We start from the raw sequence: 14,988 nt of genomic DNA on the forward strand, positions 1-14,988 counted from the left end.
ACGCCGTGATGGGAACCGGCTCAGGCTTGTTTTCTCACCTCATATGCCTGTCCGCAAAATCCATAAAGCAGTTCCAGTCATATTCGTCCATATCATGGTTCCCTGTCTTATGGTGATGCCCGATCCTCCCCTCATGCAGCGGGTGTTCCGGGAGGGGCATTTCCCTCTCAGCAATCCCGGGCACACCTAACAGCCGGTAAACCGGATCTGCCTGGACACAGGATTCAAACTGCCCTTCGGGGTCTGCCCAGCTGTCAAATGTCCTGGATGTGGTATAAACCAGTCTGGGGGCAATGAGGGCCAGCAGCATGTGCTGGTCAAAGGGAAGTTCCTCCTCCCTGTCCTTATACTTCTGGTAATTAGCGCAAAACCAGTAGGGAAACCGGTTGGCAATATCCTTGATCCGCTCCCCTTTGGACCCCCGGGCTATGGCATCCCCGCTGTTGCCCGCACAGCTGCTCACAGCCATGGCAAAGCGCTCATCCTGTGCCGTACACCACAGAGCCGTCTTTCCCCCACGGGAATGTCCCACCACAGCCACTCTCTTTTCATCGATCAGAGGATCAGTTTCAAAATAATCCATGATCCTGCTGGCCGCCCAGGCCCACACGGTTATGGCTCCCCATGCGTCTAATGGACGGTTCTCTCTGTACTCGGGAAACAATTTGTGAAAACAGGTACTGAATCCCTCATCATAATCCGGAGCTACTTCCTGTGTGCGGAAGGATGCGCAGGCATATCCCCTAGAGATGATAGTCTCTGCCGGATAAAAAGGACTGAGAAAATGTCTGGCAGGATCGCTGTCCCTGATTCCGCGGTTGCAGATGGTGATAAAGGCAGGCACCGGTTGTCTCATCCCCACAGGGATAAATACCACAAAATTAAAACTGAAATGATTTTCTCCCCGGATAGCCTCCACTTCCACCGTCCTGCGCACAGCACGGCCCTCCATCACGTTCGGCCCCTGCCTCGAATCCGCCGCCCGGATTTTTATTTCCACATCCTTCATATCGGGCAAACGCCCATATTCCTGATCCTTGAACAGTTCCAGTATCTCCGGCCTGCGTGTTTCAAACCAACGCCTGCTGTCTCTTACAACGGTACCGTCCATGCATGTGAGTACAGACGGCACATTTCTCTTATTTTCCGGCATTTGGATCATTTTTCTTGTCCTCCTTTTTGACATTGAGTTTTATATCGCTGGGCGCATAGCCAAACTGCTTTTTAAAAACCTGGAAAAAATACGCGTAGTCGCTGTATCCCAGCATATGCGCCACTTCGTTGACCCTGTTTTTAGGATTTTTAAGCAGGATCCTGGCGTTCTCCATTTTCACCATGGTGACATAGGAAGAGAAGCCTGCCCCTGTTTCCTTTTTAAAGCATTTGCTAAAATAAGACATGGAAACCAAAAGCTCATCGCACACATCCCGAAGGGAAATGTTGCGGTTGATATTCCGGTCCACGTAGCTGATCGCCTGGGATACCATGGATGAATAGCCGTCCTTGCCGGAGCGGATTCCATAGATTCTCCTCTCCAGACTGTCCATATGGCCAGGAGCCGTCCCCGCCTCCTTTTTGTGCAGCGTGTCCGTCACATGCTTTAATGCCTGCTCCATTTCCTCTGTCAATATAGGCTTTAACAGATAATCACTTACACCGTATCGGATCGCCTGCTGTGCGTATTCAAACTGGCTGTAGCCTGAAATAATGATGAACCGGATATCTTTCCTGGTACCCTGGATTTTCTTGATCACATCCAGCCCGTTAAAACCCGGCATCTGAATATCAATGATCACAATATCAGGAGCCGAATTGTGGATCAGTTTTAGACCTGCAACTCCGTCATATGCAGTTCCGGCAACACGGCAGCCGAATTTTTCCCAATCCGTGGATTTGGAAATTGCTTCCACTGCAATCTTGTTGTCATCAATAATTACCACCGAATACATTTTCATCCCTCCTTTTCACGCAATCACCCCAGCGGCAGTGTAAGCTTGACCTCTGTATATTCATGATACTCCGACCGGATGGAAAGTCCATATTCCTTCCCGTAAAGCATTTGGATCCTGTCCTGCACATTCCGTATACCGATATGTCTTGACTCATCCCTTCCGGCCATTACCCGCATCAGCTTCTGCGGCTCTATGCCCTCCCCGTCATCCCAGATACGTATGACCAGACACCCATCTTCCTCCTTGACCCTGATCCATATGGTACAGGTTCCGATCATAGGCTCCATACCGTGTACCAGGGAATTTTCCACGATCGGCTGCAGGATATAGGTCGGTATCCTGACATGGAGGAAACGCTGGTCCACATCCCATTTGATATTCAGCCTGTCCGGATATATGTCCTTATAAAGTTCCAGATAATTCTTAGAATATTCCAGTTCTTCCCTGAGTTGGCAGGACACATTCCTGCGCTCCAGATTCCCTCTGAAAAATTTGGACAGCATACAGATCAGCCGGCTGACCTGCTTATCTCCGTTGATCTGCGCAATCCCATTAATGGACTGAAGGATATTAAAAAGAAAATGGGGATTCACCTGGGACTGAAGTTCATGATACCGAAATTCCAATAGCTGGTATTGGTTCTGCTGCTGTATCTCCTTATCCCTCACCACCTGGTCCATCAGGGCCTTGATCCTGCCCGACATTTCCTGTATGTTAAATGCAAGAACATCCATCTCATCCCCTTTCCGGAACAGGGTGGGTTCCAGGTCGAAGTCTCCCTCGGATACACGGTGAATGTTATCCAGAAGTATCTTCAGGTTCTTAGCCATATTTCCGAACATGAGCCAAAGAGAAACCAGGATCACTAAAAATACAAGGAAACCGATTCCTGATATAAGATATAAAAGGTCCGAGAACCTTCGGTTTTTCTCCGTCATATCAATGACATGGGCGATCTTCAGCTTTCCCCTGTTAATAGGGTATTCCGCATAAAGGTAATCCCTGGCCCTCCCCCGGCCGCTTTCACGCTCTCCTCTGTCCTGACTGCCCCCAGTTACTTGGATATCCGTAGAATATATGGGCATCCCGTTCCTGTCATACAGAGTAAAATTTCCCACCTTGCTGCTGTCAATGTGTTCAAAGATGGCTTTCAGCGATGTGTTTTTCACCTCTGCCGCAATAGATCCGCAAAACTGCATGGTATTAGTGTCAAAAACGGAACGCATCAGCACAATCCCATCCTCATTGCTGCTTGTCAGCCAGACCACATTGCCGGGTCTGTTTGAAAGGTTTTCCTTATTATCCAGGTACAGGGAAAGAAGTTCAATGCTTCCAGGCACCGTATTCCGGGGCCTGGAATCGCGGTATGCCAGATAGATCTCATTTCTTCTGTCAATGACCGCCATCCAGTTGATATCATCATTCATGCTCAACATTTCTTCCAGATGATTCCGGATCCTGAGACGCTGAAATGGGATCTCCTTTCCCACATCCTCATCCCTCACCGCGCTGAGCAATGGACCAAACCGCTCATTGGTGGCTGTTAAGGGCACGGTCTTCTCCACCAGTTCCTTCAGGGTAATATCCACATTCTGGCAAATTTGTTCTGTGAGCGTGTCGGAATGGTATGTCAGCTCCTCCTCAAACCGGCTGCAGCTGGCTTTATAGATCCACAATAGTGCAAGAAAAAACGTGACTCCCAAAAGAAGGGTGACCACAATCATTTTACAGTATAATGTTTTTCTGAAATGAATCCTGTTCCCCTGTTGTTCCATTCCCCACCTCCGCTATTATTTTCCAAATATAGCAACCGTCCCTGTTTCTGTCAATGCGTGCGGGGGGCAGACCGGCCATACTCAGCCCTTTACAGCTCCGGATGTGATACCACCTATGATATATTTCTGAAGGGTCAGATAAAGTATTAATATAGGTATCATGGACAGGATAAACAGAGCAAATGCCAGCCCCAACTCGATGCTGTTCTCCCCAAAAAAGAAGTATTGGGTCAAAGGCACGTTGCGCACTGTTTTTTTCTGAAGAAGAGTAAGGGACATCTGGAAATCATTCCAAACATTCAGGGTGTTAAGCACCACGGACGTGAGAATGATCGGCTTCATCAGTGGAAATACAATGCGGAAAAATATGGAATAAATACCGGCGCCGTCAATGGCTGCAGCCTCCTCCAGTTCCCTTGGGATACCTTTCACAAACCCGGAGACAAGCAGTACTGTAAAAGCGATTTGAAAACCGATTTTGGCCATAATAAATCCATAAAGCGTATTTAACAGCCTCCATTTTGTCATATCAATGTACAACGGCGTCATGATCGACTGAAAGGGAATGATCATGGCACCCACAAATATATAATAAACAGCATTATAAAACCGGTTATTTTTTCTTGCTATGATGTAGGCTGACATGGTACAGATCAGTGTGATCACCAACACGGCCGCAACCGTGGTGAATAAGCTGTTTTTCATGGCCAGACCAAAATTGGAAGTCTCGATGGCCCTTGTAAAGTTATCCCAGTGGATCACCTTTGGAAATGCCAGCCGGTTACTGACCATTTCAGGCTTTGACTTGACTGAATAAATGACGGCAATATAGAAAGGACTGATAACAAACAGGGTGACCACAAGCTTAAGAATCAGGAATAGTCTGTTTTTTACCATATGCTTCATTATACTTCCACCTCCCTGGCTCTCAGACTTCTGGAAACAATGGTGCTTATAGCAAATATGGCAATGGTAAATACCACCGCGATCGCCTGGCCGTAACCGGCCCGGAAATAGGTGAACAGGTTATTGTAGATCAGCATGGCCACTGTCTCCGAAGCTCGTCCGGGACCGCCTGCAGTAGCTGCCATGGGATAATCAAACACTTTCATGCCCCATGCCAGAAGCAGTGTGAAATTGGTGGTGACAGCTGGTGCGATCATGGGAAATGTTATGTCCTTAAATTTTTGCCACACCGTAGCCCCTTCCAGTTCAGCCGCTTCATAATAATCAATGGATACTCCCTGTATGGCTGCAATGTACACTACCATACAGTAACCAGCATCCCTCCATACGGATATCACTGCCAACCCCAGCATGACCCAGGTAGTGCTTCCCAGAGGACTTGGTATGCCGAATATATCATAAAACACATCACTGTACACATATCTCCATATATAGGATGACAACACAAGGCTGAGGCAATAGGGTACAAAGATACAGGTCCTGAGCACATTGTTCAGCTTTGATACCTTGGAGATCATCAGGGCAAACAGCAGGCCCAGAAGGTTTGAAAATATCATGGTCACTGCCGTGAATACCAGGGTATTCTTTGTGGCATTAATAACATTTACATCTTTGAAAATCCTCAAATAATTACTTATTCCCACAAATGTCTTTCCGGGACTCATACCGTCCCATTTGGTAAAGGATATGGGAAAACCCTGTAAAAAAGGATAGGCCACAAAGATCGTAAACATGATCAGGGCTGGTAATATGAATGTAAATTCCTGAAGCCTTTTTTTCATCTTATGGTTCATCTTTCCCTCCATTTTCTTGTCTGCACGCTCTGGTTTTGACAGCGCACTGTACCGGCTGACTGCACATCAGGGAGGACCGGAAACCGGACCTCCCTGACCTTTAACCAGATCATATGTATTTGAGAAACTACTGCCGGATCGATGCTATCTCATCATCAATATCTTTCAGCAATTTTGTGACATCTCTCTGGCTGTCATCCAGCGTGACAAATTCCTGGAGTTTGGTGCGGAACGCAGTGGAATACTCGGATGTATAATCAGGCACCAGACTCTTGGATACGATCATGTCATTGTCAATATATGACTTTATTTCTTTGATAAACGCATCAGCATCATCGGTGGGAACCGTTATATTGCTGGTCATAAGCTTGGCAGTGCTCATCCATGTTTTAGAGCTTTCCTCATTGGCAAAGAAGTTGAGCAGTGTCATAACTTCATCCCTGTGTTCCGTCTGCTGGGAAACAACAAACACATCATCAATTCCGATCCAGAGTTTGTTCTCCTCCGGATTATCGGACCATGGTGTGGGGAACATTCCGAATTCTCCATCCGGGCTTGCAGCAATCACATCCCCCATCAGCCATCCGCCGTTCATGTACATGGGTCTTTGGCCTGCTGCAAAGTTCTGGATGCCCTGGGTCTGGTCAACAGCCGTATCTCCTGCGTCCTTATAGGATGCAAACTTTGAGAACATTTCCATTGCTTCTACCACGGCAGGATTGCCGGATAGATCCTTAACGCCATTCTGTGAATCCATCCACACATTTTCATTACCTGTAGCCGCCGCCATGCTGGTGAAGAAGGAATCCAGCTCATGGAATACGCCGTGTATAAAATTATAGGGATGGACAAAGGGATAAACTCCCTGATCCATGAATGTATCGCACACCTTAAAAAGCTCGCCCTTGGTAGCGGGGACCTCCACTCCGGCCTCCTGGAACATTTTCTTGTTATAGAACGTTGCTTTTACCTGAGCATCAATGGGGAAACCGTACACACCGCCGTTTACCGTGCACTCATCCACCAGCATGGGCAGTACATTGGCCATGCACGCCTCATCCTTAAGGTCCATGAAATATCCGCCGTCCACAAATTCCTGCATGGTCTGAGGCTTTCCAAACATGATATCCGGAGCCTCCCCGGCAGCAATATAATTCTTATAAGTGGCAATATAGGAGGAGGATGCAACCACCTCCACATCCACCTTGATTTCCGGATGAGCCTCACTAAAGGCCGCCAGCATGGCGTCCAGCGCGTCTCTCTTGGCCTGCTCCCCCATATAGTGTACCAGGCGGATCGTAACCGGTTCTCCCGTATCTTTGCTTTCCTCTGTTTTTGATTCCTCATTGGAAATCTCTGTCTGGGCAGTTGTATCCGGCGTTGCCGTGGTCTGGCTCCCTGTACCGGATGAACAGCCTGACGCCGATGCTGCCAGCAAGGCCGCTAATGCCAGAGCCGATGTGCGTTTACAAAACTTCCTCATAATACATCCTCCTCTTCTGTCAGTTGTTATACCAGAATTTTAACAGACCAGAGCCTGGACTTATATAGGAAATTTTAGCCATATTATTATATTTCTTGTTATTTATCCGTTACGAATCGTACAATATACACAAACCACAGAACCTACCTCCCATCATCCCAATCCTGATCGTCCTCCACCGGACGCCAGGCCTGGCCAAATTTGACATCCCGAAACAGGGTGGCCAGCCCTGTGATCTGTTTGAGACGCAGGATCTCATCCCTGTCCATTCCCAGATGTTTGGAGATCCATGCATCTGAACGCCCCAATTCATGCAGCTCCTTCACAATATTGCTCATCAGATCCACATTGTGGGTTCCCCTTGCCCTGTTATGGCGGATCGTGCTGGCCATCCGTTTGTCAATGGGTTTATCAATCACAGAGACGGGCAAAAGCCCTTGCTCCCTTTCGTATATGTCCGGATGGTCAAGCATGACCTGGTAGCGGTGAAATCCATCCACGATCAGATAGAGGTCCTGAGCCTTGGCATAATAGCAGACCACCGGCATGGTGTAACCGTCTTCCTTGATGCTCTCATACAGAAGACGCCTCTCAGGAGGAGCTACCTTATTGGGGTTGTAGGTATTAGGCTTTACTTTTTCAATTGGAACGGCAATTACGTTATATACAGGGCTTTGATAACTCATAATTGAAATCCTCTATGCTTTCGTATTTTTTCTTGATCAGCTTTAGGCGGTCCTGCTGCTGGCGCGTCATGCCAAATCCCATAAACCGGCATGTGTGATCATTTTTAAGGATGCAGTAACACATCCGTTTCCAGCTTGGTATGTCCTTGGTTGATCTGATATTATCCGTGTTGTCAGGAATGGGTCCCAGAAAAACAATGCGGGACTTTTTATTCAGGGTATAATTAGAAACACCGTTGCGCCTGATCCTGTATCCGTTCTGCTCCAGCTCCTGTATGACATCTTCATCCAGGCCGCCTCCTGTTTCATGCCAGAAACGTATGGATGTGTTAAACTTCCGTATGTAATTATTGCGAAGCCGCTTGGGAAGTGTGTCCAGCAGGAACTGTGTGTATGATTTCCAGGTGTGGCCCGGCGGCAAAGTGATGCTGCGGTATCCCATGGCCTTTGTCCTCCCGTAAATGGCGGAAAAATTAGCTCCCTGGACCCGTCCCACCAGCCTGCACCAGATTTCCGGATCGATCACCCGGTACAGATTAATGGCATCCTTTGAATAATCGTTAAACGGGGAAGCCACCCGCATCTGGGACACGGTAAGCCCTGCCTTATGGTAGAGGTCATAAAGGCCGTTGTAATCATAAGAGAACAGATAATTGGCATGCCATACATCCCTGACACTCCAATCATATAAGGGGGAGGCACACCACACGTCCTTAAATTGTTTGCTGATCCAGCATTCTCCCTTATATCCGTATTTTCTGTTCAAAAAGCCGCTGTAGCGCTGAAGGGATTCATCCGCACGGATCCCAAGCAAACTGATTGTCTTTTTATCTCCATGTTTTTTCCGGTACCACCGCCCAAACTGCTTTGCCAGATCCTCCTGGTGCATACGATAGCGGTAGGTAGTGATCGGATTATTGGACAGATTGATCACATACTCCTTGTCGGGCATGTCCCTGACCCAAAGTTCCTGTTTGGTGTCATCCCAGGGATACCAGTACATTTCATAGCTGCTCAAAGCAGTCCTGGTGGCCATGGGTAAACAGACCCAATACAGTTCTGCCTCATTTTTAATGCGCTCAAGCGTCCGTTCAATATATTCGGTCGTCACTGTGTACTGAGCCTCAAAATCCTGATGGAACACGCCGATCCGCCTGTCCGGAGCATATTTATTTCTGTAATCCAGGACCAGATTTAAAAGCAGGCCGCTGTCCTTTCCGCCTGAAAAAGAAACATAGATGTTTTCAAATTCCTCAAAGATAAAATGTAACCTGTCTAATAATGCTTCGTAAACATTCTGCTTTAGATATTCTCTCTTCATCGTCTTTCCCCATATGTGATTAACCCTAAATAGCAAAAAAAGCCCGGAGAATATACTCCCAGCTTCTATTGCCCGCAACATTTCCTAATCTATTCACAATTATGTTTTGTCCCATATGTAAGGACCGGGAGTCAAATACTTTAAGCCGATCTCTATAGACTTATAATTAAGTTTATAGATTTTTTTTTGCAGTGTCAATATTATTTTCCAAAAAATTGTAATGTAATCCATTGGTAATCCATTTTCCCTGTGAATCCGGTCCCATCTTGACAGCCGTCATCCCACATGATAAACTGTTACAAAATTCAACTTGGTTGATATACATGAACGGGTGAGCACCTACCGTATGCGAGGCTATTTCGCATACGGTATTTTTTAATGTACTCTCGGAGTCTCCTGGTGCTCAGCCAAAAAAAATGGGTGCCGGGGAGACTCCGAAAGTACTCTTTATAGTTTGGAGGAAGATATGGGAACTGGGAAAAACCAAACACATACCGCATTTGTACTCGTCAGATTCGGCCTGCCGCTTATATTCAGCGGTATCCTTCAGCAACTTTACAGCTGGGCCGATGCCTTTATCGTGGGCCGCGTTGAGGGCGAGACCCCTTTGGCGTCCATTGGGGCAACTGCCGCCATAACAGAATTTTTTATCCTGTCGATCACAGGATTTACACTGGGACTGTCCATTCTTGCCGCACAAATGTATGGAAAGGATCAGAGCAAAGAAATCCGCAGAATATTATCATCCTTTGCCATCCTGTTGGGAGGTATCTTTGTACTACTGGCAGTGTTTGGATCCGCCCTGGCCGGCCCTGTATTGACTCTGGCCAATACTCCTGCGGATATGTTTCATTTTTCAATGGACTATCTGCGGATCATTCTCATGGGGATTCCTTTCCTGGCTGTGTACAATACATACTCCTCCGTGCTAAGGGCAATGGGTGACAGCAAAGCTCCCTTTTACGCTGTCTTCATCTCCTCCGCCATGAATGTTTTCCTTGATATCCTGTTTGTGGTGGTTTTGCACAAAGGTGTGGCCGGCGCTGCCATTGCAACCGTGATCTCCCAAATTGCAATGACCTGTTTCATAATCCTTTACAGCATCAGGAAACATCCTGTGTTAAGGTTTTCTATTCAGGAAAAAATGCTCCATTGGGATATTATTAAGCAGGGCTGTAAATTTGGTTTCCCGCCCGCCATACAATCCAGCGTAACATCCCTTGGGAACATCATCTTACAAAACTTTATGAATGGCTTTGGCTCCCATACGGTAGCTGCAGTCACTTGTGCCTACCGCATTGACTCAATCATGCTGCTGCCCATTGTCAATCTGGGATCCGCCATCTCAACCATGGTGGCCCAAAGCAAAGGCGCAGGCAGACAAGGTTCAATCAAAGGGTATCTGGGCACAGGCATGGCTATGATGGCGGTCATTTCCCTGTTTTTGTCCGCTGTCATGATCCTGTTTGGCGGACGCCTGGTCTCCATATTCGGTCTGGACACAGAGGCCATTGGAATCGGCCATTCCTTTTTTAGGAGCATTGCTGTTTTTTACATTTTTTATGGTATGGCAACCGCATTCAGGGGTGCGGTGGAGGGTATGGGTGATGTAGTGTACTCAAGCATGGCCGGCATTGCAGCCCTTTGCATCCGCATTATGCTTTCCTATCTCTTTGCCGCTCCTCTTGCCAATATGGCCATCCCCTATGCGGAAGGGGTCTGCTGGATCTTTATGATGCTGTTTTTTGTGCCTCGGATCGTAGTGAGGGGGAGGGAATTGGAGATACAGCGCCTACCACACAGATGATGGGCGGGTCTGAATGGGTTTTCCAATTTTACCGGTGTCAAATATGAAAACCGTTCTGCCATATCAATAGGTTCATGCTCCAGTCTAGAAAAGATATCGCCTCAGCATCCCGATCATCATCCGATGCGCCCTGTCCGCCTCAGTGTCATCCCGCCCATTCACCGTAAAGCCATGGGCAACACTCTGGAAGCGCATCATTGTCACCTCCACCCCGTTTTTTGCCATTCTCAGGGCATATTGCTCCGCCTCGTCCCGCAGTGAATCCAACTCAGCCGTTATTACCAAGGCCGGGGGCAGTTCTCTAAGAAGATCATCCTCTGCAAAAATAGGCGAGCAATATATCTCTTTAGCTTGTTCCGGAAGCCGGTAGCATAGATTAAACAATTCAGAAATATCAGGCGGTACTGCCCCCTTAACGTAAAACTTATCAGCGGCTGGAGTATACATGTCCAAAACCGGATAATCCAGGATCTGACAGCAAAAATTAATTTCTTTTTCCTTCGCTTCCCTCAGACAGATAGCTGCCGCAAAGTTTCCTCCCGCACTATGGCCTCCGATCGCCATTCGCTTACTGTCGATTCCGAATTCCCCTGGATTGGCATATACATATTTTATCACATCATACACGTCCAATTGTCCCTGCGGATATGGAAACTCCGGTGCCAGCCGATAATCGGGACTGATCACGCATACATCCAATGCAGCGATAATTTTCCGGCAGAAAATGTTGTCGGCTTCTGGAACGTCATGATTAAAGCCGCCTCCGTGAATATCAAAAAACACAGGCAGATTATCCTCATTCCTTTCGGGGCGGTAAACCAGGCATCTTATCCGCCCATCCCCAGCAGGAACATAAACTTTCTTTGCAGTCACGTGCTCTTTCTTTGCCGCTTCCCAACAGACACTTCTACGTTTTTGTACAAACTGCGATACTTTCTCCGGCACCTTGATTTCCATTTATTTCCTCCTACTACTGCAATTTGTTCATCGGCTCACAATCATGCCGATTCCTCCGGCAACATATTATTTTCTGATTCAACCGGAATACCGCATCATGCATTATACATCCCTCTGCCCGCATAATAAGCCGGATACCACCTCTGAAACCATGCGGTAAAAATCCCCAGCAGAACCGGAAGCGCCAAGTTGACCGCCCCTGTCCATGGGGCAAAGGGTGTCAGCAGCAGAAAATACGTCCACAGTGGGGTCACCAGGTACAGAGCTCCCCAGCATGCGGTAAGGATGCAGTTGGTGCGCAGAAACAGGGGATTTTCCCACTCCTGTCTGCCCCGAAAATTGTTGATGGAATAATAAGCTGACAGCGGCAGCCTGCACGGTCCCTGCCTCCCCAAGCCCCTTTGTTATAGAACGCCGCCATCTGTCGGGTGAAATTCAGGGAGGGATCCGGCTGCACACCATTCTGCTCCCCACGCTCCGCCCAATCTGTACTCTCCCCGCGGACCCCCCAGTCAGCGTCAGCCATCTCTTCAAACGCATCACGGGGCACCAATGGCTGGGTCAGCAGCTCCCATGTGGCAGACGAGATAGGACCAGCCGCAGATGGGGCAGAATCAGAAGCCGGCGAAATGAAACTCACGGCAAACTCCCTTCCCGCCCGGCGTACCCAGCTTAAGTATTCATCAACGCGTTTTCTCAGGGCAGGAACACGAAACAGCTCCCCTTCCCCACAATAGACGGATATATAGCCATCCTTGCCGTATATCCGGTCAAATTGGGTATTTACCCCATCATAATTACCCTGGGGCGTATAAAATCCGCAGGTAGAGATAGCGGCATAACGTTTGCCGGATAGATCGTACCGTCCGGGATGTCCGCCGCTCTCCTTACCTTTTGACATAAATGGCAAACTCATGGGCAGCTGCCGGTCCATGAGAGCCTTAAGCCGGGAGGGCAGGCCGAAATAGTACAGAGGAAAACTCCATATAATCAAATCAGCTTCAAGGATTTGTTCAATGATCCCTGCCACATCATCCTGGAGGCAGCAGGTTCCCGGGGTGACACTCCAGCATCGGAAACATCCCAGACAGTCCTGTATCTTTTTCTGGTAAACAGGCACGATTTCCGTTTGTATCTCCACCCTTTGCCCGATTCCTTCACAAAAGGCTTTTGTCAGCTCCATGGTATTGCTGCGCTCCCCTTTGGGACTGCCGTTTAGCACCAGGATCTTCATATGCACACCTCCAGCTTCATCTAAAACAACCGTTTCCCATCTGAGATATCGATACCAAGCTCTCTTGCCAAACTGTTTTGCTTGTATGGATTCACCTTTTCAACAATGCCCTTTTGTTTAAAAAATGAACCTGTATTTTTAAACCAGAATGTAACATTGGCTTTCACACATTGCTCTCTGATATTAAGCACCCAGTCATAATCACATTCCCGGGCCTCCCGCCCTGTCTCACCCCCAACTGTAACATGTTCCACGCCATAAAGATACGGAGACAGGTCTATTGCCTCCAACAGCGGGGCACATGCGATAAACCTCCGCTTGATGGGATAGGATAAGAACAGCGGAAGTCTGTAATCAGCTATTTTTTGGTTTTCTACCGTACATCCAATATTCACATTGTCATATCCCCGGCCCCAATCAGATGGAAGGGATACAAGGAAGCGGTCGATCCGCTTTGTCAGGATCAGAAATTCTATATCTGTCCGTTCCCTGATCATGGACCATGCTTCTTTGCGCCATTCATCCGCTTCAGGCAGGAAAAAGTCAGTGGCAAAACAGGTGGCAAGGATTTTATTTCCCTTTATGTTATATTCGCCCTTAGCTTTTTTCCTGATGGGCCAATCAAATTGATCAGTCATTTGTATGGTATTTTGACCATAGCGTTTCCCATGGGGCCCATAGAAATAACAATTCGTACATCCGTCACTTACTTTATAACACCCTGTCCAGGGTTCCCAATTCATAGGCTTCTCCCCAATTCACTCATTTTATCAAAAAGAACCGCTGACTTTTTTCCAGGGTCAGCAGTTCTCAATATTTACACGCAATAAAACCGGATTATTTTTTTCGGTTCCTCCACAGATATTCCAACAAATTGGCAACGAATATCACTAAGAAAAAGATCACTTCCAGTGATAATGATATCTTATATGGATTCCTGGTCACTGACCCATAAATCAGACAGATCAGGTTAAAAACAACAGAAATAAAAAGTGCTTTAAAAAATGCAACTTGTATCCACCGTTTCATAAATTCCTCCCATCAGCCTAAGTATACTCCCGAAGAAACTGCTGATTGTCAACGTACATTTTTCCTCATGAGCAATCATGCTCGTCACTCATTCCAGCTGGTTGCATCCTCCGGCATTGACACATTATACCATCCTAGTTTATGGAAATTATACCACTCTGTAATAACCTTTTCCGGGGCTGCTTTCAGGGCGAACAGCACTTCTTTTGCAAACTCCAGAGGAGCCGTTCCATTGGCCGTGACAATGTTTCCATCCCTGACCGCTTGTCTCATAACGTATTTCTGTTCCCCGGTGTAGGCCTTGCCTGCCCACTGTTTCAGATCATTAAGGTCATTGCTTGTATGATTCACATTGTTCAAAACTCCCGCTGTACCAAGGAACCCTGATGCATCGCATATACCGCCCAAAACTTTTCCTTTCTCCAGGCATTTCTCCACAAGAGGCTGAATCCTGCGGGCTTCTTCATTCCTCCACGCCATTCCTCCAACCAAAATCAGCGCCTCATAATCGGCAGGAATCGAATTGATATCATAATCAGGCAATACACAAAAACCTCCAATGGAGCATACCGGCTCTTTTGTCAAAGACACGGTCTTAACCTCATACATACCCTGCCCTAACATTTGGAGGGCGGAGGACAGATAAGCAGCCTCCCAGTCGGCATATGGCTCTAAAATCACAAATAAGATGCATTTCTTCATACAATTTTCTCCTCAATTATTATTTTCCCATACAGCGTGTCCTTTGACCGGAATGAACATGCTGCGTATTATATTATTATATCATTAATCTCCTGTTTTGTATTGTAAAAAAACGACTTCATCCGCACATGATGCCCGCAGGCTGTCCACTGTCAGCGTGTTTGCGCTGCGCAGCATTTCCATGGGCGACTCAATTTGGGCCGCATATTCCTCTGCTCTTTTAAACCGTGCCGCCTGCTCCGGGTTACAAGGAATAGGCATGCCATGGGTGGGTATGGACTG

The 14,988-nt window shown here is 47.4% G+C and carries 14 protein-coding genes; 1 reads left to right on the forward strand and 13 read right to left on the reverse strand.

Annotation, left to right across the window (positions count from 1 at the left end; all coding sequences use genetic code 11):
- Window positions 1-34: 34 nt before the first annotated feature.
- From CLFS41_RS07630 to CLFS41_RS07665, 8 genes are all read right to left on the reverse strand, one after another.
- Window positions 35-1,162, reverse strand: a complete 1,128-nt coding sequence (locus tag CLFS41_RS07630; protein ID WP_045091931.1) for a prolyl oligopeptidase family serine peptidase — start codon at window positions 1,160-1,162, stop codon at window positions 35-37.
- Window positions 1,140-1,949: a response regulator gene (locus CLFS41_RS07635; protein WP_007860046.1), complete on the reverse strand. Its 810-nt coding sequence runs from the start codon at window positions 1,947-1,949 to the stop codon at window positions 1,140-1,142. The genes CLFS41_RS07630 and CLFS41_RS07635 overlap by 23 nt, the downstream gene beginning before the upstream one ends.
- A 23-nt stretch (window positions 1,950-1,972) precedes the next feature.
- Entirely contained in the window at window positions 1,973-3,727 is a 1,755-nt protein-coding gene (locus CLFS41_RS07640) for a histidine kinase (protein ID WP_045091932.1), read from the reverse strand.
- A gap of 81 nt (window positions 3,728-3,808) precedes the next feature.
- Window positions 3,809-4,633, reverse strand: a complete 825-nt coding sequence (locus CLFS41_RS07645) for a carbohydrate ABC transporter permease (RefSeq protein ID WP_007860050.1) — start codon at window positions 4,631-4,633, stop codon at window positions 3,809-3,811.
- Window positions 4,633-5,487, reverse strand: coding sequence for a sugar ABC transporter permease (locus CLFS41_RS07650; RefSeq protein WP_007860051.1), 855 nt, complete (start codon window positions 5,485-5,487; stop codon window positions 4,633-4,635). Before CLFS41_RS07650 ends, CLFS41_RS07645 begins: the two co-directional genes overlap by 1 nt.
- A gap of 127 nt (window positions 5,488-5,614) precedes the next feature.
- On the reverse strand, window positions 5,615-6,970 hold the full coding sequence (locus CLFS41_RS07655; protein WP_007860052.1) for an extracellular solute-binding protein: 1,356 nt from the start codon (window positions 6,968-6,970) through the stop codon (window positions 5,615-5,617).
- A gap of 143 nt (window positions 6,971-7,113) precedes the next feature.
- Window positions 7,114-7,656, reverse strand: coding sequence for a ParB/RepB/Spo0J family partition protein (locus CLFS41_RS07660; RefSeq protein WP_007860053.1), 543 nt, complete (start codon window positions 7,654-7,656; stop codon window positions 7,114-7,116).
- A complete protein-coding gene (locus tag CLFS41_RS07665) occupies window positions 7,631-8,977 on the reverse strand; it encodes a DUF3440 domain-containing protein (RefSeq protein ID WP_007860054.1) in 1,347 nt (448 codons plus the stop codon). The genes CLFS41_RS07660 and CLFS41_RS07665 overlap by 26 nt, the downstream gene beginning before the upstream one ends.
- Window positions 8,978-9,443: 466 nt before the next feature.
- Between CLFS41_RS07665 and CLFS41_RS07670 the strand changes: the two genes are divergently transcribed.
- On the forward strand, window positions 9,444-10,784 hold the full coding sequence (locus tag CLFS41_RS07670; RefSeq protein WP_045091933.1) for an MATE family efflux transporter: 1,341 nt from the start codon (window positions 9,444-9,446) through the stop codon (window positions 10,782-10,784).
- 84 nt (window positions 10,785-10,868) lie between these two features.
- On the opposite strand, the gene CLFS41_RS07675 is transcribed toward CLFS41_RS07670, so the two are convergent.
- From CLFS41_RS07675 to CLFS41_RS07695, 5 genes are all read right to left on the reverse strand, one after another.
- Window positions 10,869-11,741: an alpha/beta hydrolase gene (locus tag CLFS41_RS07675; RefSeq protein WP_052665663.1), complete on the reverse strand. Its 873-nt coding sequence runs from the start codon at window positions 11,739-11,741 to the stop codon at window positions 10,869-10,871.
- 102 nt (window positions 11,742-11,843) lie between these two features.
- Window positions 11,844-11,984 carry a hypothetical protein gene (locus CLFS41_RS31130; protein WP_330376835.1) on the reverse strand — a complete coding sequence of 47 codons (141 nt, stop codon included), beginning with the start codon at window positions 11,982-11,984 and terminating at the stop codon, window positions 11,844-11,846.
- Between the two features lie 7 nt (window positions 11,985-11,991).
- Entirely contained in the window at window positions 11,992-12,975 is a 984-nt protein-coding gene (locus CLFS41_RS07680) for a flavodoxin family protein (RefSeq protein WP_052665664.1), read from the reverse strand.
- Window positions 12,976-12,995: 20 nt separating this feature from the next.
- Window positions 12,996-13,718 carry a DUF5131 family protein gene (locus CLFS41_RS07685; RefSeq protein ID WP_007860059.1) on the reverse strand — a complete coding sequence of 241 codons (723 nt, stop codon included), beginning with the start codon at window positions 13,716-13,718 and terminating at the stop codon, window positions 12,996-12,998.
- 370 nt (window positions 13,719-14,088) lie between these two features.
- On the reverse strand, window positions 14,089-14,706 hold the full coding sequence (locus tag CLFS41_RS07695; RefSeq protein ID WP_007860063.1) for a type 1 glutamine amidotransferase family protein: 618 nt from the start codon (window positions 14,704-14,706) through the stop codon (window positions 14,089-14,091).
- Window positions 14,707-14,988 lie beyond the last annotated feature (282 nt).

The organism is Clostridium sp. FS41, assembly GCF_000954015.1.
Taxonomy (GTDB): domain Bacteria; phylum Bacillota; class Clostridia; order Lachnospirales; family Lachnospiraceae; genus Enterocloster; species Enterocloster citroniae.

What these genes read in the sequence shown, in the direction of transcription:
- CLFS41_RS07660 (WP_007860053.1), bottom strand. Translation starts at nt 7,656, where the DNA reads ATGAGTTATCAAAGCCCTGTATATAACGTAATTGCCGTTCCAATTGAA.
- CLFS41_RS07640 (WP_045091932.1), bottom strand. Translation starts at nt 3,727, where the DNA reads ATGGAACAACAGGGGAACAGGATTCATTTCAGAAAAACATTATACTGT.
- CLFS41_RS07685 (WP_007860059.1), bottom strand. Translation starts at nt 13,718, where the DNA reads ATGAATTGGGAACCCTGGACAGGGTGTTATAAAGTAAGTGACGGATGT.
- CLFS41_RS07675 (WP_052665663.1), bottom strand. Translation starts at nt 11,741, where the DNA reads ATGGAAATCAAGGTGCCGGAGAAAGTATCGCAGTTTGTACAAAAACGT.
- CLFS41_RS07695 (WP_007860063.1), bottom strand. Translation starts at nt 14,706, where the DNA reads ATGAAGAAATGCATCTTATTTGTGATTTTAGAGCCATATGCCGACTGG.
- CLFS41_RS07650 (WP_007860051.1), bottom strand. Translation starts at nt 5,487, where the DNA reads ATGAACCATAAGATGAAAAAAAGGCTTCAGGAATTTACATTCATATTA.
- CLFS41_RS07655 (WP_007860052.1), bottom strand. Translation starts at nt 6,970, where the DNA reads ATGAGGAAGTTTTGTAAACGCACATCGGCTCTGGCATTAGCGGCCTTG.
- CLFS41_RS07645 (WP_007860050.1), bottom strand. Translation starts at nt 4,633, where the DNA reads ATGAAGCATATGGTAAAAAACAGACTATTCCTGATTCTTAAGCTTGTG.
- CLFS41_RS07630 (WP_045091931.1), bottom strand. Translation starts at nt 1,162, where the DNA reads ATGATCCAAATGCCGGAAAATAAGAGAAATGTGCCGTCTGTACTCACA.
- CLFS41_RS07670 (WP_045091933.1), top strand. Translation starts at nt 9,444, where the DNA reads ATGGGAACTGGGAAAAACCAAACACATACCGCATTTGTACTCGTCAGA.
- CLFS41_RS07665 (WP_007860054.1), bottom strand. Translation starts at nt 8,977, where the DNA reads ATGAAGAGAGAATATCTAAAGCAGAATGTTTACGAAGCATTATTAGAC.
- CLFS41_RS07680 (WP_052665664.1), bottom strand. Translation starts at nt 12,975, where the DNA reads ATGAAGATCCTGGTGCTAAACGGCAGTCCCAAAGGGGAGCGCAGCAAT.
- CLFS41_RS07635 (WP_007860046.1), bottom strand. Translation starts at nt 1,949, where the DNA reads ATGTATTCGGTGGTAATTATTGATGACAACAAGATTGCAGTGGAAGCA.